Source organism: bacterium (assembly GCA_016708315.1).
Lineage (GTDB): Bacteria > Zixibacteria > MSB-5A5 > CAIYYT01 > CAIYYT01 > JADJGC01.
Window position 1 is genome coordinate 83946 of the sequence record JADJGC010000008.1, and the last position, 17713, is coordinate 101658.

16 protein-coding genes are annotated in these 17713 nt (G+C 56.2%); all 16 read right to left on the bottom strand.

The genetic code is table 11. The annotated features are described in order from the left end of the window. Positions 1 to 17: 17 nt before the first annotated feature. Complete coding sequence (locus IPH59_08865) at positions 18 to 2375, bottom strand: AAA family ATPase (GenBank protein MBK7091818.1); 2358 nt, start codon at positions 2373 to 2375, stop codon at positions 18 to 20. Further along, positions 2353 to 3981 carry a hypothetical protein gene (locus IPH59_08870; protein MBK7091819.1) on the bottom strand — a complete coding sequence of 543 codons (1629 nt, stop codon included), beginning with the start codon at positions 3979 to 3981 and terminating at the stop codon, positions 2353 to 2355. Before IPH59_08870 ends, IPH59_08865 begins: the two co-directional genes overlap by 23 nt. Then, positions 3935 to 5065 carry a hypothetical protein gene (locus tag IPH59_08875; protein ID MBK7091820.1) on the bottom strand — a complete coding sequence of 377 codons (1131 nt, stop codon included), beginning with the start codon at positions 5063 to 5065 and terminating at the stop codon, positions 3935 to 3937. Before IPH59_08875 ends, IPH59_08870 begins: the two co-directional genes overlap by 47 nt. Further along, positions 5028 to 7268: an AAA family ATPase gene (locus IPH59_08880; GenBank protein ID MBK7091821.1), complete on the bottom strand. Its 2241-nt coding sequence runs from the start codon at positions 7266 to 7268 to the stop codon at positions 5028 to 5030. The genes IPH59_08875 and IPH59_08880 overlap by 38 nt, the downstream gene beginning before the upstream one ends. A 3-nt stretch (positions 7269 to 7271) precedes the next feature. Next, on the bottom strand, positions 7272 to 8714 hold the full coding sequence (locus IPH59_08885) for a hypothetical protein (GenBank protein MBK7091822.1): 1443 nt from the start codon (positions 8712 to 8714) through the stop codon (positions 7272 to 7274). Continuing rightward, on the bottom strand, positions 8711 to 9460 hold the full coding sequence (locus tag IPH59_08890) for a protein phosphatase 2C domain-containing protein (GenBank protein MBK7091823.1): 750 nt from the start codon (positions 9458 to 9460) through the stop codon (positions 8711 to 8713). The genes IPH59_08885 and IPH59_08890 overlap by 4 nt, the downstream gene beginning before the upstream one ends. Continuing rightward, a complete protein-coding gene (locus IPH59_08895) occupies positions 9444 to 10118 on the bottom strand; it encodes a VWA domain-containing protein (protein ID MBK7091824.1) in 675 nt (224 codons plus the stop codon). Before IPH59_08895 ends, IPH59_08890 begins: the two co-directional genes overlap by 17 nt. Positions 10119 to 10401: 283 nt before the next feature. Next, positions 10402 to 10782 carry a hypothetical protein gene (locus tag IPH59_08900; GenBank protein ID MBK7091825.1) on the bottom strand — a complete coding sequence of 127 codons (381 nt, stop codon included), beginning with the start codon at positions 10780 to 10782 and terminating at the stop codon, positions 10402 to 10404. A 91-nt stretch (positions 10783 to 10873) separates the two neighbouring features. Further along, complete coding sequence (locus IPH59_08905; GenBank protein MBK7091826.1) at positions 10874 to 11164, bottom strand: hypothetical protein; 291 nt, start codon at positions 11162 to 11164, stop codon at positions 10874 to 10876. Beyond that, positions 11161 to 11490 carry a type II secretion system protein gene (locus tag IPH59_08910; protein ID MBK7091827.1) on the bottom strand — a complete coding sequence of 110 codons (330 nt, stop codon included), beginning with the start codon at positions 11488 to 11490 and terminating at the stop codon, positions 11161 to 11163. The genes IPH59_08905 and IPH59_08910 overlap by 4 nt, the downstream gene beginning before the upstream one ends. Continuing rightward, entirely contained in the window at positions 11480 to 13654 is a 2175-nt protein-coding gene (locus tag IPH59_08915; GenBank protein ID MBK7091828.1) for a hypothetical protein, read from the bottom strand. The genes IPH59_08910 and IPH59_08915 overlap by 11 nt, the downstream gene beginning before the upstream one ends. Continuing rightward, positions 13651 to 15519 carry a hypothetical protein gene (locus tag IPH59_08920; GenBank protein ID MBK7091829.1) on the bottom strand — a complete coding sequence of 623 codons (1869 nt, stop codon included), beginning with the start codon at positions 15517 to 15519 and terminating at the stop codon, positions 13651 to 13653. Before IPH59_08920 ends, IPH59_08915 begins: the two co-directional genes overlap by 4 nt. Before the next feature lies 1 nt (position 15520). Continuing rightward, positions 15521 to 16264 (bottom strand): hypothetical protein, encoded by a 744-nt coding sequence (locus IPH59_08925; protein MBK7091830.1) that lies wholly within the window; start codon positions 16262 to 16264, stop codon positions 15521 to 15523. Positions 16265 to 16338: 74 nt separating this feature from the next. After that, positions 16339 to 16788 (bottom strand): hypothetical protein, encoded by a 450-nt coding sequence (locus IPH59_08930; protein MBK7091831.1) that lies wholly within the window; start codon positions 16786 to 16788, stop codon positions 16339 to 16341. A gap of 5 nt (positions 16789 to 16793) precedes the next feature. Then, positions 16794 to 17111: a hypothetical protein gene (locus tag IPH59_08935; protein MBK7091832.1), complete on the bottom strand. Its 318-nt coding sequence runs from the start codon at positions 17109 to 17111 to the stop codon at positions 16794 to 16796. A gap of 5 nt (positions 17112 to 17116) precedes the next feature. Continuing rightward, positions 17117 to 17683 carry a hypothetical protein gene (locus IPH59_08940; GenBank protein ID MBK7091833.1) on the bottom strand — a complete coding sequence of 189 codons (567 nt, stop codon included), beginning with the start codon at positions 17681 to 17683 and terminating at the stop codon, positions 17117 to 17119. Positions 17684 to 17713 lie beyond the last annotated feature (30 nt).

The window sequence follows — 17713 nt, forward strand, 5'->3', positions numbered from 1 at the left end:
GTGTTTCCATCAATCGATCAGGTTGCGCCCCCATTCAAGCGTTTGATTTCCCGTTCCAGCAACTCGTAACATTTTACCGGTTGGTTAGGCTTATCAAAATTATCCCATTCCTGGATCAAATGGGTTTGGAACTCTTCGAGTTGTTTCGCCCCGAGATCAAACCTGCCGCGCAGCTTGCGAAGCAATTTGGTCGCAAGGATATGATCTGTGGCTTCACCCAGAGTGCCGCCGGCTTCAATAATAACCGGCACAAACCGATTCATCTGGCTTTCGAGCCGATTGCCCCAGCCTAAACCCAGTTTGGCGAGCTGATGAGTGAGTGACTTATCCAAAAAGTTCTTGGCTCGGATAGCGGCATCCTTATGTGTGTTTACCGCCCGATTAAAGGCTCCATCGATTGCGTCCTGTGTGATCGGGACCGGCGAGTTAAGCGGTCTGGGCACGAAGGCCTCGGGGTGTCTCGGAAACTCCATCACATGGGAGCGGTCATAGGTTTTGTCGGCGAAATCCTTGGTGGTTTCGTCATGATTGGCCGTGCCGATGAACCAGACGTTGCGCGGAATGCGCAACCAGCGGGCTTCCTCGAGCAGCTGCGGAGCACCATCAATCCTGGACGTCAGCAGACTGACACGCTGCTTCTCCGGGATTTGTTCGAGTGCCGACAGGAAATCCGCAAAGTAGTGCTCCGGATGCGATAGATTCATTTCGTCCAAGACAATGAAAAACGGAACGTTCCGGTAGTGAGGCTGTTGGGCACGATACAGAGCCTGGAGAAACTCCGACTCATAATAACGTTTCTCGAATGCGTTGTAATAGCCCAACAAGTCGTTCCGGTCGCGCCAGCCAGATTGGACTTCGACGATAGCCGAGGTGGCGCCGATGGCCCGGGCAAATTCGCGGGGGAGGCTAGTTTTACCAGTGCCGCTGATGCCTTGGAGCAAATGAAGCCGACTGGTGGCCAGACCGGCAAGAAATGCGCGCACGTCCTTGTCCCGGTAATAAAGTTTTTTCTCGCCTATCCGATTCCGAATCTCGTCCACCAAGTCTTTGAGCGGCGGCAGTTTCTCGAGCACCCTTGCCGGGGGTGTTTGAAGAGTCGCATCGCCATCCATCTCGATAAGGCTAGGGAAAACGCATTGAGCCTTCGACTTGTCAACTAGTTCCCCAAGCTCGCGGCGCAAATCCTCGACACAGGAACGTAGGGCGCGTTCGCGGCTATCCCAAGCTGCTTTCTGGTCTCTCAAATTTTGCATTTCAGCAACGCCGATGGATAATTTGCTCATCTGGGACTGCAACGATTGGTTATCTTGGAGCAACCGTGCCAAATCCGAATGCAGAGTCTCATTCTCGCTTTCCAAGCCGATGAGTCGGGCAATCTGATCATCTGCAGGTTTACGGGCCAGTTCCGCCACCAACTTTCCGTGCCGCTCCTGCAACGTGGTCAGTTCAGACAGCAATTCTTCCCGTGTTTTTCCGGCGGCAACGCGTTCGGTTTCCTCGTAGCGGCTAATCTGCTCGGCAAGCTGTTTGCACCGGGCCAAAGCACTCTGCAAACGGCTTTCCCGATCGGTAACCGCTTCCCGGACTTTTTCCTCAATTCTTGAGACCCAGTTGGTCTTAAGTTCTTCCGCCTCCTGCTTGGCCCACTCGGCTTCACGCTTGGATCGAGCCACTGCCTGTTTTTCCAACTGAAGTTGCTGTCTGCCTTCCTCCACGCCGACCAACTCGCGTTCCCGAATCTGGCGAAGCTCAGTTTCATATTTCTTTATGCCATCGAGATAACTCTGATGATGCTCGGCAATCTGCTTTGCCAAGGCCTTGGCTTCTTCATCAAGTTTTGCGAGTGCCTGACGACGTTGTTGCAAAAATCCAGACTCGGCGTCGATCTCTCGTTCCTTTAGTTTTTCCTCTGACTGGATGATGTCTCTTTCCCGACGGTCCAACCCCGATTTGCGGTCATCCAATTCGCGCTGGGTCTTGCGCTGTTCATCCTTTTGCTGGCGTAGTTCCTCCTCACGCTTCTGAACCTGTGCGTTATGTTCATGGGCTTCGGCTTCCCGATTTTTGGCTTGTGCCTCTGCGGCCTCCATGCGGCTTTGGGAACGCTCAAATAGTTGCCGAGCTTCGTGAGCCACTTTCCATAGATTTAGCGGATCAATTTCCGACGCGACGGGGGCCAGTGGCGGCATGGGCGGATTGTTGAGATCCTCCTCGGTCAGAAGGTTGGTCGCCTGATTCGAAATTACAGTGATCTGCGCCACAACTTCCGCAGGAGTGGATGGGCCAGCGGGATTGACAGGTGATGCCGAGGTTCCGGCATTCGCCACCGCCGGCTGCATATTTTGCCGTCTGTTATTGCGATCTTTTTTGCTCATAGTTTTGAGGCTTTGTCGTTGCAAGATTCAGTAGACACCCAGTTGCGTGAATAATCAGCTCCCACATCTCTTCTGCTTCCGAAATTGAAAAGCGTTTAGGCGAAGGGTTGTGCGAGTCATCATGAGATCCCGCGTTGCCTAGGTCGATTATGCGGGCAAGCTTGCGCAAGAACTCTACATCTTTGGACGCTGCTTTTCTGAGGGGATGGACCGGGTGCAATGATGACGCCAACAAAGTTGCAACCACTGCACTTGGCAATTTGTAAACGTTACCCACATCCCGGCATATTCCAATTATGAGGCCTTTGTTTGGCTTTCCGCCCGACTTATCAATCTGAAAAACTCCGGGCAATGGCAGGCGTAATCCAATTGATTGAGCTATGTGGTCAACGGTTGCCCGGTCAATCGCAACGTCGCCGTTAAGAAGTGCCGGCGCATTACTCAACGATGAAACTCGAGCGATTGACTTCAGCAACGCTTCAAGCGTCCTTCGACATGATTGCATGACCGAGCCGAGGTCACTCTGAGATTCTCCTTCGGTGGCTCTCGCCAGGGATAAACTTTTGGCCGCTGCCACCAGGTGCTCAAAAACGGCGGAGGTTGCCTTAATATCGAGGGACAGTCGCGCCACGACCTCGGATTCGGCAATTTTTTGTTGCTGCTCCAACAACTCCTCCAAGGCCGGAGCATCCTTAATCTGCGCGAATCGCAAAAAATCCCGCTGGGCACCAGCCGCGCCCTCATCGTCTCTAGCTATTCGTTGCAGTTGACGCCACATTTTCTCGTCGCACCCAAATCCGAACGGATCACAAATCTGAGGTAGAAATGCGCTCCCTTTGGGCAAGTATCCAAACGTAACCAGCCCGGCTGGCTCGGGCTGGTCGCTAATCGAAGCGATACGCGCGAGCAATTCAGGTGAATCATCGCCGGCGATTCCCATTATCTCCGATGCATCCAAGCGCATTGATTTTTTCTGTTCTTCACGACGGCGACACTGCTTTACCGCCCGCAAAATCATGGCGCTGGATGGTTGCACCGGGCTCGCCGGGGCATCGAAGGTCCAAGCAGGAACCTTGCGTAGCCCCCTTTTTGAATCCAGTGCCAAGTTCAAACGTCCCAGTCCATAGCCTATGGTGGTTTCTTGAAGCTGAAGCTGTTGGCTGAAGTGCGGCCAGAGTTCGCCGCTCCAGGGGTCTTGGAATACCCAACCGGTGATCAATGTATCTATGATCAATTCTTCTTTTTCAAGGACGTCAAGCCCCTTGGGTGTCGGGCGGAATGATTTCTGGTCCACCCAGCCAGAACGGACCAACTCCATGCCGATATTTTCAACCAGGTGAGGATGGAGGTGAAGTTTGGTGGCGATCTCCGCGACCGAATATGAATTGCTGCACCACAAACCGAGCACTGCTTTCTGGAGAAGGTTGATGCGTTGGTCTGATGGTGCTGGTGCCACCACCCGCCATGCGGCGCATGGCCAAACAAGATAGACACGCCCCGTGCGATCATAATCGTGGTGGGCGGCTCGGGGACCGTAATTTAAGACAAGATCCATGGTGTCAGAAAATTGCCCCATGGCTGCCCCGGCAAAGTTTTTGGAATGCATGGAGGCCGGGGACATATTGGGAAAATTCGGACGAGGCCATGGCTGAATCTCCGACCGTAATCAATAATCGCTTTTGGCGACTCATCGCGACACACAGGCGGTTTTCAAGCAATAGATGGCCGAATTTGCGGCGAACACTTTTATCATCGGCGGGTTGAATTCGGTTTGAACGAGTCAGCGAGAGGATGACAACATCGAATTCCTTGCCTTGAAAGGCATCCACGGTCCCGACGCGAAGACGTTCGCACACTTCGCGTTGAGCGTTGACTGTGCTGCGCCAGGCATCCGCAATGACCAAATCGTTATCATCCGACAGGGTTGTCAGGTCCACCCGTTGCATTGCGGTCATGATGGCCTTGACCTGCGCGGCATAAAAAGAAATGATCCCCACGCTCAACCCGGGAGATTCTTGCAAGATGCGGCGTGTTTCGGCGGCAATCCAATCCGCCTCACAATGCCGAACCCAGCTGTGGTCGGCGTGTTCCTCTGCACCGTTGTAGATGGGCAGATTCTTCCAAACCGCAAGTTTTCCCTCGTAGCTTCCGCCCAAGCCGTGGGCAAATTGCGGGTTCAATTCGGCACCATCGGGCGATAGAAACGCCTCACCGTGGTCCTTGTAAAAGGCGTCACTTACAAAAGTGCCCAGCACCGGATGCATCCGGTATTGGGTGTCCAGCGTGACCCAGCGTTTTATACCGTCTAATTTCTCCAAATCCTTGACGTGGATGAACAGCCGTTCAAACAGGCTCTTACGGATCTGGTCGCGGGTCTCATCACGAACAGATTGCTCAAGTTCGCGCTCCACTTCTGGCTCCAAAAGATGGGGCAGTTGCCGGTGATCACCCACCAAAATGATTCGCCGGGCGGCTCGGCTCAGGGGAATGAGCAAATCAAGGGGATTGGCCCGGGCCGCCTCATCGACAATGACATTCTCAAACTCAAGATCGTCCGAGAGCATTTCCATCATCCGGTCACTGACCGCCTGCTGACAAGTTGCCGCAAGGACCACCGTGTAATTCTCGACGGTTTTCCGCAACCCGACCGGGTCATTTCGCAGGTCCTGAATCAGTTGTTCGAGCACCATATCCGGCCCCCTCAGCCGACGCATTGCGAACGCACTTGTCCAAGGTGGAAATCATCTCATCAAGAACGTTGATGACTTCCGAATTGACCAATGGGGTTCGGGAAGGCGGGGTAGATAATTGCAGGGCATCCAACAGCCGATTTTTGACCAATTCCATTGCCGGCAAGAAGTCGGGCGCAGACTCACTATCCCAGTCTCTGGCCTTTTCCAAAAGGGCGCGGTCTTCGGCAGTGAGCCAAGAGCCTGATGATAATTGATTGAGAACCCGCCATGCCATCTTCGGCCCGTCATCGGCGAACGCCTCTTTCTGAATGCGCAGACCACGGACCACCTGGATGGCTGCCTGACACTCGTCGTCCTGACCGGCCACTCCCAGTTTGAGGCGGTCAGCCACACTGACAATCCGGTCAGACAAATCCGCTGGCAAATGCTCGCCTGCCAACGAACGTAAATCCAACAGCATGCGAGCGGCTTCGGTTTCAGTTCCAGGAGATTTGACATAGGAGGCATGTCTGATCCGAATTGTTTCCAGCAACTTTCTCAACGGCTTTTTTGGGCTGGCTGCCAAGTCCGCCTCCAAGGCTTCCGCGATCCGGTTGGTCCAAGCTATCAAGGGCAGACTTTCGGAGTTGTCTCCTCGTCGCCGGCCCACCTTCATCGCCGGAAGGCCGAAAATCTCGGTCATGGCCGCCGCATTCTCGACCGCATCATGTTGGAAGCTTGTGAGCAACACCTTTTCGAAGTCAGCGTTTTGATCTTTGGCAATTTCAGTAAGGCGCTCGATGATGGCTGATATGGTGCGGGTCTTGCCGGTGCCGGGTGGCCCTTGAATAACGGCTATATCGGGGGTGTTCAATGCAACCCTGATGGCTTCCACCTGCCGTGGGGTCGGCGCACCGGAATGAAACCGGGCTTTCGCCGCGCCGGACAACGGTTCGTGCGTCTGCACGCGGCGAACCGGCACTGGCCGGTTTTCAAGCAACAAAGCCAGTTGTGGAATTGAAGTCTTCCCGCTGGCAATGCGTGAATGCGCCTCGTTTCGGCGTGCCATTCTTTTCAAATCGCCGCGCAAGCTGACATGAATATAACCCCGATCTGGTGGCACAACCCCATCTTGGGTATCGGGGCGCAGTCGAATGCTTTGGGTGTCGTTACCAGCCAAAGCGCCACGAAACGCCGGCCGTGATTCGCGAACCGCTATTTGAAAACTGGGCGTCTCTTCGTCGCCGGCTGGCGTGCTGGTGAGCATATCCGGGACTTCCGCTGATGCCTCCAAATCCTTGTCGGCGGTGATGCCCTGCCATAGTTGGGAGGGGGTCCATTGGCTATCGGCGGTCAACTGAAAAGACCAGCATCCATCCGGCATTCGATGACAACCATCGTAGCTCAACCAGCCAAAGCGTTTGGCCTCTTCAACGACACGCCGATGTTCCATCGCCTGGTATTCCAGCCAGACTCCCAAATAACTGCCGGCGGTGCGGACAATCTGATCGAGTTCCGTTGCCATCCCCTGCCGCATCTTGCCGGCTATGGTCTGATCAACAAATTCAAAGGCCCCTTCGGCAAGAATAACGGGGCGATATTCTTCCGGTTTGATGGCGGTCTTGGGGCGGGTTAGACGAAATGCCAACCAGCCACCTTCTTTATGCCGTTCGACATCCAGCGCGAATCGGTCACCGAGGATTCGGAAGGCTTGTTTTTGGCTATGTTGCGAGTCTGGCCGACCAATGATGATTACCCTGGCCAGTCCAGCTGGCGAATTGGGCTGGATGATTAATTTATCGGCGAGCCAAGCACAGGCGGTTTCGGTTGAGAAACGGCGTGCCTGTTGTCGTCCCATATCGGCCACCAGCTTTTCGTCCACGCCGATTTTTAGCTCAGGAATAGAAAAGCGTTCCGAGAATTCGTGAATCTGGATGGTCAAAGCGACCAACTGATTGCGGTCAGAGCGCAAACCAACCAACCAACACAACCGGGGAGCATCCTGTTCAATTGAGCGTTGCAGTTCCCTCCGACTTTTGTGGTCCCTTGCATCAACAACCAATGGTTCGGCTTGGCCCGGAAGAATAAGCGCACACAGGTCGCCAACGCGCGTCAGCATCAACTCCCGCCCGTTGGGCGGAATCCGCTCAATTCCGACATCCACCAAGGGGACAACATCAAGCGTCAGAATCTTACCGTGTTGGAGGTTGGCGATTTCCATGTGTTATGGCATCGGTTTGAAAACGACCGCTCGATGGAGCCTGTCCAGTGGACCAAAGTGCAAATGCCAATGCGGGCTTTGGGACGCTATCGGGATTGGTTTTTCGGCGGCGACACCCAGGCTATCAATCGTTTTGTCCTGACCGGTGTGCTTCACCAACAGGAACGATTCCTGAGACAGGTTGCGCACCCGAATCGAATCAGCCCGGGTGCGAGTGATTTCGACGAGCGGTTGCTCGGTCTGGTCTGATGCATCATCACTGTGAACGTGTCGGCGCAAGATTTGAACTGATTCTTTAGGTGCCAAAACGATCGTGGCCAAGGAACGACTCTGACTGGTCGAGGTTTTAACGAAGCCGCCTGGTGAAGCTCCGGTGGCAAAAGTAATTTCAGGATCCCAAAGATAAACAACCGCCAAGCTTAACTGCGGGCGAGGCTGTCCGCACCACGGGCACTCACGCCTTTGGGGGGCGTAAAATGAAGCCTGGCAATGCGGACAAGTGATCGTCACGTCGGCCGCCTGACTGAGAGCACTGACCCATTCCCCCAAGCCGGGGCGGGCAAGGCGGTCTTTAAGCCCGTCCTCGAACATGCGCTTGAAAAGTTTTTTTACCTCCGGGGAAATTACGATGTCTCGGTCAATGCCCCGGGAGGAACGATTTTTCAAATCGGTGGTGTGTTCGATCCAAGGCATATCACCGCGAAACGCCGCCTCTTCAAGTTCCGGTTCGCCATCGTGGACCAGATTGCCCACGAACGGGTGGACGAGGGTCAGCAATTCAAAGGCAATCACAGCCAAGGCGAAAGCATCGGTCAAAGTATCCGGCCCCATGTCGCCACGAATCAATTCGGGTGCTCCATATCCAGGGGTAAAAACCCCGGAGGCGGTAGCATCGCGCTGAACATGTAAATTATCGGCATCAATCAAAAAAGCCCAGGAGTGATTTCCATCGGAGCCAAACAGAATATTCTGCGGTGAGGGATCGCCGTAAACCAAACCGCGTCCATGCAAGCGGCTGAAGACATCAAAAATGGCCACCAACTTTTGCAACCTTGCCCGCAGTCCCCCAGTGGCCACATACCACGCGGTCACACTACGACCATCTGCAGGTGGAACCATCATGGCTCGAAGTGATGACATGCCGGCGGCCAATTGCATCAGATAGCCCACATGTGGAGGTCCTAATACAGCAATTGGTGAAGCGATGGGCAGTCCAGCCAAGTCCAACCGCTTCACCGCCTGAATGCAACGACGCAGACGCTGCCGCTCACTTTCGCTGACGGATCGCAGGAGTTTCACGGCGAGACGGCCTTCCTTGACCTCGAAAACATCCCCTTGACCACCCTGGCCAATCAACTTTGCCAAAGTATAGCGACGGCCTTCGAGGTCCGTGACCACTTGACCACAGACGGTTGATTGGATGCGGGGTGATGGCATGGCAATCAATGACTCAAGATGACGGCAACCGTTTTATCATCGAGATGACCTGGCGTTGGCCATTCTCGCAAAGCCCGGCGGAGCGTCGGACCCCTTTCGATACTTGGCTTGCCAGCAATTTCGTTTCGCAACCATTTTATGAACACGTCCAATTTGTCCGGGCGCAGATCGTCAGCAATTCCGTCGGTCACGAGGACGGCGATCCATGGTTCTTTGGAAAGCGGCAGGCTAACGTGATTCCAGTCGGTCATCCGGTGGTTCACACCCAGTCCGAGGGTTTCGTTGACAAAATCCCCGGCGGGCCGAGTAGAAAGGCATTGGACCGGTTGTTTTCCCCGTTGGAAAAAGGCCATGCCGTCGCCCAGCCCCGCATATATTAATCCCGCTTTCGGATGGGCGGCAATTAGATGACAGGTGGTGGCACATTGCTGCGGCGGATGTGGCGCAACCGAGAAACGCCATTGCGCTTCAAGCCAGCGACAAACCCATTCCGAGCCGACGTCAGTTGCCTTGGCCCACAACCGAGTGGCTCGAATGGCCGAGGCGCATGCGGAGCGCGCTCCGAGTGCGGCAAATGGTTTTGATCCCATGCCGTCCCCGATAGAAATTGCCGCCGCTGGCCCAAACGACCGTCCCCGCCAAACATCCTCGCAGGGTTTTCCGTTCTTTTTGTGCATAGGGCCACGCACTGATGCCCCAAAAATAATTGGCGCAACAGCGAGCGTAGCACGACCATGCTTAGTAACGGATTTCATCTATTTCCAAGGGATCAACCGGGGCAATTTTATCAGGTGTGGCACTCCGACTGCGCACGGTAACGCTCATGGTCACCCACTTGAAAAATTTGTGAATATCGCGGGCCTGGTGGGCCTGAAACACTTTTGACTCAGGCGCATTGAGGAAACTCTGAAGCATTTGGCCATCGGCGTCCGCACCGATCGCCATGGCCATACGAGCCGCCTTGGAAGCCCGCGCTGATTCGAGCAACTGTTTCAGGGGCAACTGCCATTCGTCACTCGGCTGCCCGTCTGAAACCAGCACGAGCGTGGGACGATAAGACCGGGAAGGAACGAGTTTCTTGCCCTCCAACATGACGTGCAGTTGGGTCAGGGTTTGCCCCAACGGGGTGTTGCCCTGAGCAACCAACGGCTGCCATTTCTTTTTTGCCTCCGCCGCATTCAACAAAGGCAAATGAGCGCGGACATCGCCCCCAAAGGCAATGGCCCCGATTTGGATCATGGCGCGAACATCCGGCTCGGCGGCAAAGGTCGCGAGCATTTCCTCAACGGCCCGATTCAGCGCTTCAATCTTGCCGTTTTCCGCCATGCTCCCGCTGGCGTCGAGGAGAAGAAAAACAGGGAGAGGGCGGGCTTGATCGACCGTGAACTCCTTGAGTGTGATTTCGTTCTTCATGAACACATGGTAACCAAAACTGTGAGTCAGCCGCAACGAGCGAGTCAGCTTGGAAGCGACAGCGGATGTGAAACGCTGTGGAAGTGGGTTCACGGGCTGCGACCGATAGAAAGAGTGTTCCGGCCGCCACGAGCGGAGCGGGCAGAAAGTGATGAACTACGGGCAAAGCTCGAAGCGTTACCGTCGGCTGACAAAGCGGACGGGGTACCATTCAGCCGACGCATTTATCTCCGCCGCAGCGGATATTGCGAAGCTTTGTGCCGTGCATCCGTCGCTTCCGGCGTTACTGCGCTGCCCAAGCCATGATAACCTCCACGATTTTCGGTACGAGGAACAAACAGACAGCGCCGCCGAGGTTCTTGCCCATCGCTTCCATGTCTCCGTTCTTGAATTTGATCGAAGCAATACCCATAAAAATCACTCCAAGGAGATAGAAGACGTACAGAGCGTACTTCGCCACGGAACGGAGCGTGGCCGTGAGTCCCGTGCTTTCATTGGCGGCGTCCTGGAAGTCTCCCGTGCCGAGTCCTCCGCCAATATCCGAAGAGTCGCCCGCCCCGGTGCTCTGGGCCAGGACCAGGCGCGGGCTGCCCAGCAGCGTGAGAACGAACAGGCCCACCATGAGTTTTGCGATCAGATGTTTCATAACGGTAATCGTTGTCATTTTGTCTCCGGCCCTGTTTGGCTTCGCCGCCAGGCCCGTTTCTCCATTCTAGGTTTCGCCCAGTGGGTCCTCTACCTGTCGCTCGCTTTTTCTATATGTGCCCCTGATCCTGGCCAAAGCGTTCGGGGAAGAATTGGATCAAGATTCGGCACAAGCATCCGAGCGTGCAGTAACAGGAAAACACGATGAACGCCAGGATGCGGACGGCGGCGCGCAGCTTCGGCGCCTGGGCGATGTCGATGAACTCGGTGATGTAAGGATGCCAGGCGATGGCCACGCCGGCCAGAAAGAGCAGGCTTGCGAAAACGCTCAACACGATCGCGTTGATGGATGGAAACGGTCGGGCGAGCCAGTTCATGACGGCAACAAGAACGTCTCTCATAGCCTCATCCACTGTTGGGTGGTTGGGTCGTATGCGACCTGGGCGGCAAGATTCGTTGGGTTGATCTGGTAATAATAGTGCCCCTTGGACGCGAGTCTGACTTGCAGCTCCAGGACCCGTCCCAACGTGTCGTTCGCCGTCACTGGGAGACCCTCCATATCAGCCAGCGCTTGCATCCGCTGCACGGTTGCCAATGCGTCGCTCTGGGCAACTGTGCGGGCTTCCTCTCGCATTCCGGAGATTCGCCATGCGCCAACGGCCGCAAGGATGAACACCACGGTCAACACCATCACCAATTCGATCAAAGTGAAACCGTCACGTTTCATTCTGCCTCCTGCGATTGCTGCGCACCGCATGCCACGCCAGACCCGGAGCTCCTGCGATTGCCGAGGACAATGTCGCTTTCACTGCTGATTTTCCGTCGGTGATGCCCAGCGCCTTGCCAACGGATTTGATCCCGCCCGCCAAAGCGCGTCCAATTGGCGCCGACGGAGCATCGACTCCGCCTGATGCGCCGACGGGTGGCGCACCCGCAGCGGCTCCAACTTTACTTGCGCCTCCGGCTGCGCTTCCTGCCGCTCCAGCCCCTTTGGCTGCCGCGCCACCCGCCGCGGCTGCGCCACCGAGTCCGGCCAGAGCCACGCCGCCAGTCGCAGCAACAGCGGCAAGCATCGCTACACGTCTGGCAACATCGAGTTGAGCCATGAGCACATTGCCTCCGCTGAGCATCACTTTTACGAGCTTGGGCAGGGCGATGACGCTGACCAGTCCGAACAATAGCGGCAACGAGGTCAGAATCAGCCCCAGCCCGCCGGTCTGGGCGGCGATGGTTCCGATCCACGAGGCCAGCGCGCTGGTCAACTGGATGATCACAATCAGCATCGCGGGATAAAGCGACGGATAAACCATGGTCTTGACGGCGCCACAGAAAATTTTCGAGGTATTGGGCAGCATGATGAACGGGCTGGTCAGGGTGACCAGAATCACGCCCAGCTTGCACAAGGCCATGGACAATAGAATCCAAATGAGCAGCCCGCCCAGCAGGATTTGTTGCAACGCTCCCTGGGTGATGAGAGTTACGATGGAAGCCGGTATCCAACTCACCATGCCGATGATTTTCTGTCCCTGATCCACCAGATAATTTACGGCGCTCGTGATGTAAGACCAAAGCGTGCCCCCAAGTCCCAGTGGGGTCCGTGAACGAACGACTCCCGTTACCGTGGACAGGTTCAAGATGGGCGGCTGGCGATAAATTCCATTCAGTTCTGTTGCTTGTGGGTCTGTGGTGTTGTTGGCCAGATATTCCCAGGACGCGGGCGCGCCAGGAATCGTCAAGGCGGAGCAGGCGTCTTCAATGGCGCTGGTGTCGCCGATCGTCAGTCCGTCGTTGTTGTGGTAGATCTGCGCGATGGCCAGCTTGAAATTGTCAATGTCGGTCTGCACGTCGGCGTAGCCCATGGCCTCGTGCGCCTGAAGATTGTTCAGGCCGACGTTGTAAACGGCCATGAGGCAATAAACCGAGCTCAGTTCTTTGAGTGAAACTCCGTTGACCTGGGCGTTTGCGCCGTTAGCCATATTGTAGCCCTCGGCGCCTCCGAGATATTTGGAGAGCGTGGTCGCGGTCTCGCTGCCGTTTTCATAGAGGACATAGCGCGGGATGTTGTACATGTCGCGGCCTTCGGAAAACGCTTTGGCCAGCGCCGGTTTCTGCGTGCCCGTGACCAGCGAGTAACAGTTCCTCGTCAGCTGCGGCCCATAGACCTTGAGATACCATTGGTCGATGCCGTATTGGCTGGTGACGCCACTGATAACAGAAGAGTTGATGCCGGCAGCCAGTCCGATCATCGCCGCCAGAACGTAATTGCAAAGCTGGTTGGCTTTGAACATGCAAAGAATGGCGAATGTGGCCTTGCCGATCCAGGAGACCAGGTCCAGGCGGCCCTCGTGCATCTGGCGGACCATGGCCGATCCCATCATAACCACCAGGAACAGGAGCAGCGCGAAGTAGATCGTTCCGGAGAAAAAGTTGTTGAGATAAATATCCATTGAAACGAAAACCTTCACCAAAGTCGGAACCAGAATGTAACCGGCGAAGAGGCCCACCTTCGGGCTGCCGTTGGAGGTGTCGTTGATCGCCTGATCTTTCAGTGGCAGGGCGCTGCTGAACATGCTCATGGTCGTGGAAAAGCTGGCGTTCTCCAGCGAAGCGCCGAAGGCGAACAACGATTTGACCATCAAACGCTGTGACTGGCCAAAGTCCGTATTGGCGTCGCCGCCCACGACGTTTTCCAAGGAGAAGTAATTCGTGTTCTGCAGGTCGAGAACGGTTTCGTCGAGGTTGGGCGGTACGCCGTACTGGCCGCGAATGATTTGCGCCACCTCATTGGCCAACTGCGGCGTGATCGCGCGGCCATCCGCCGGGATGGCGGACTGGGCAAAGGCGGCTCCGGCCAGAAGCCACACACTCAGGATGGTTGCGAGGCGTTTCACCTTCCTTCGTCGGGCACTTTGCTTCGCGCACGTTTTATTTGTTCCTGCTCCTGCTGTTTTTGCGCCTCGTCATTCCTCTGTGCGGCGCGCAGCGTCTGGCGCGCATTCAACGTTTCACGAAGTTCGTTGACTGCGCGCGTCTTGTTGACCTCCTGGGCGGAGCGCAGGCCGGAACGCTCCAGCAGGGTCTGTTCGCCCGTAAGCTCGTTGTAGAATAATTGATTCTGGTCCGTGATGTTTGAGGAGTTCTGGCGTGCCTGCTGCGCGTTCAACATCGCGGCTTCGGTCAGCGGATCTATTTTCCCGTTGAGCAGGGGCATCTCCGTTCCGGTTGGTCTGGTCTGGTTCAGGTTCACCCGGTAAGAACGGTTGCCGTAAGCTTCGGTGTATTCGTCCTCCTTGGTTTGCAGATCGGCTTTCTTGGTTTCGAGATCCTGGATGAAGCTGATAGCCTCTGACTGTTGCGCCTGGCTTTTCAAGGCGTTCATCGCCTGCTGGCTGCCGGTGTAAACTGCGCCGCTGGTGGTTTCGAGGCCGCGAACCAGTTGGGCGGTAATTGTGTTGTAGAGCGGGTTCTGGATGCAACCGAACGTGGTGGGCCAGCACGGAATATTGGCCCAAGGCGGTCCCACATAAGCCCACAAGGCGTATGCGGCGATGCTGATGAGCGGAATGTCGCTCAACTGCATGTCCCCGACCTGGGCATCGAATAACTGGCGCGCTTGCGAAGTAGAAACGACCGTGGCCACGGGAAGCTGTCTGTCGCGCTCCGTCCGGTAGCTGGCCACCAGACCGAGCATGTCCTGATCCCGTTGGTAAGCCTCCTGCAACTGGATCTGCAACTGATCGATCATGACCTGATAATAATGAATCAACGTCGCCGCGACGGCGGTGTAGTTCGCCAGCGCCCGATTGTAGGTGCTCGAATGTCTTACCGGCCGGCTGAAGACGTAGATGTCCTGACCGTTGTTGCCGCGTTGAAACTTTCCCACCGCCAGGTCATTGAACAGCGCGGTCAACGCGCGGTCGCGGAGACGGGCAGGGTCCGTCTGGTAAGTGTTGAATATTCTGCTGACCTCGGCCACGACGTTCGCGGGACGGCTGCTGGTGTCGGGGCGGATGATGTAGGCGGCCATGTTGGTCGTGGCGGAATTGTAGGAGGGATTGCGCAAATCAATCTCGGATATCTCAGTCTGCGTGTTGAGATCCGTGCTCAGGGCTTCAGTGGACTGCGTGGCCTCGTCCTCGGTCACCAGCAGGTTGAATAGCGAACTGTCGGGGGAACCATTTCCGCCGTGAGCAAGTTGAGAGGAACTCGCGTCGGGCGTGGAGAGCCTCAAAATGTCAAAGTCCCGCCGGAGATGATTGCCGGTCGGGTCCGTCGTGCGGGTGCGGTCGAACCAATCCCTTTGAAGTTCTTGGAGTACGCCCTGGAGAGAACCTGACTGGTCCGTGCTGGTGTCGATCCTGCCGGTGTAAACGTATCCGAGGTAAACGCGCTGCCGCGTGATCGTCACCGGCTTCAGGTCGGATCCAAAAAGTTCGCCCGTGCCGCGAATCCAGTTGGTGGAATCAATCAGTCGCTGTTTGCTTTCCTCCAGATGGATTCTCAGGAGGCGCAACTGTTGGTACCAATTCATGGAATTGACGCCACGCTGCTGCCAAAGTTCCCTCCAGAAACCGTCATCGTCGTAATGGGCGCGGTAGGTGAGGATGTCGCGCTGGACGTCAACCCCGGAAAGGTAGTCTGCGGACCGCTGTTGGGCTTCCTGCTCCGCCCGGCTCAGTGCGTCGGACTCCGCATTTTGTCCACGACACACGACGGGCAAGAGCGCCGCGAGCGCCAGCGTGAGGAACGATTTCATGTCAGTCCACCGGGATATTGGACATGGCGCGCCGAATGACGGCGGCATTCCGTTCCGCTTGGAGTTGTTGCTCCCGATGCGCCGCCTCCGCGACCGTGGCGTCGTTCACGTCGTTCTTCATCTTGTCCAACAGGGCCGTCTGCTGGTAGAGCAAGGCATTCTGAGCGCCAGCCTGCTCGATCAACGTCCCTTGCTGGGTGTCGCTGATGACGGACTGTGATTCGGCCAATACATTGCTGCCGTAATCACGCGACGCGTTCGCATTCTCGATGAGTTTGGAGTTGTAGCCGCCCAAGGCCACTCGCCTTTCCCAATCGGTGGCCGTGCCGGTGTTGACCCGGGTTAGCGCTGTTTCCCAGCGCTTTTCCATCGCGGTGACGTCTCGTTGTCCATACGCCATCTGGTTGGCCCAGTAGGTCACATTGCGGTCGAAGTTCTGGATCGGCGAAGCGCGACCAGAAAAGAAATCCGTGCTGCTGAGCCGGCTGAATGAGTTGATCCACGACTGGACCTTGTTCTTGACCATGTCGATGTTGCCCAGCGCGGTTTGGTAAGTCTTCACCTCCTGATCGTAGATTTGCGTTGCCTTTCCCAGGATGTTCTTGGAGGTGTCCAACTGCTGCTCCATCGTGCGGTACTGCGCGTAGAGCTGTTGGAGTGAGCTGACATCGATGGTGGGGATCTGGGCCATGGCCGGTGTGAGCAGGCCGATGCCGGTGATGAAAGTCAGAATGATCTTTTTCATAGTGGTTGAGTGTTTATGTTCCATCTTTCAGCATAGGGCCTATCGGGGTGTCACACTCTGTCTGTCGGCGCGGCTTACGGCCTGACCATGTACTCGTAGCTTCTGGAGTGATAGGGGACGCTCTCGTAAACTCCCGCTGGCAACGGAATTTGCCGCGTCCGTGGTCCCTTCTTGCGCTCCTCAGGATCATTCAAAACGGCGTTCTCGCTCCACCAATCGTCAAGCACCTGAGCGCGACCCAGGCGTTGTCCCTCTTCATAAGCTTCCTGGATTTCCCGCGCTTTGCGATCCTGTAGGACATAAGCGGTTCCACCGCCAGCGAGCGCTCCGACTGCGGCGCCGATCGGAGCCCCTACGTCCTTGTTGATGGCATTCCCGGCGAAGGCCCCGCCCGCCGCACCGATCGTGCCGGCGGCGACAGTTGTGCCGTTGAAGGCGGAGGTCTGTCGGCCTTTAAGTGGATGCGAGTAGTAACAGCCGCTGGTCAAAAGCCCAACGGCAAGGATCAGGATGATGGATTTCATTATCTTCATGTGGCGGAGATGGGTGGGGCCGCGCCTGCTCCAGGCGCGGCTGCGGTAATCTTGGTTTCAGCGCGCTTGCCGCCCTTGTTTCCCTTCAGTGGCGTGCCGGCGCCTTTCTTCAAGTGGAGTTCGGCGGTCAGATCCTGCACCTGTTGGTTGGCCTTTTGAATCTGCCCCAAGTAATCATCGAAATCGCCGTGGGCAATCACGTGTCCGATAAATTGCTCGTCGGTGAGGTCGGTAAGCCACGACGGCTTCACGGCCTTGAGGCGGTTGACAAAGTCCTTGGGCAGTTCAAGCGCAATGGAAACGGTTTCAGGCATAGGTATCACTTGGGTTCGCGAGCTTGTTCAGCCTTCTTGAACGCGTCCTCCAGAATGCCGCGCAATTTCTTTTGCTGTTCCTTGACTGCCTCCGGGCTGTCGGCCGCAACATCTGCCGGCGGCATGTTCGTCTGTTCCAGCCTTTCGCTGGATAATTGCTGATCTGTCGCGGGAGCTTCGCTGGCTGTCGGCTCAACTGAGGAAGGGGATTGGGAGGGAATCCGATTCGTGTCTGGAATCGGCCCCGCAAGCGGAACCTCGGGGATGGCGAGCCAGCCCAGGTAAGGATCAAACGCAGCGGTTTCGCCCGGAAGGAGCTTGCCTTGGGCTTCAACACGATCTTCTTGCTGAGAATATCCCAACACGCGCACGCGGCTTACATCCAGTGTGGTATCCGCGCGCCCGTTTTTTTTGGACTGAATGTAATCGTAGTAGCTCTTCGAAGGCGGTGCCAGTTGCGGGGGCTGATTGTCCGCTGGCACGAAATACTGGCGGCTCTTCTGAGCGGCGGCGAGATTCCAGTGGCCGGGCTGGCGGATGATGACACCGATAAGCTGCGCCGGGAAACGCACCTTTTTTTTTTTTTTAGGTTCCCTTTCGTC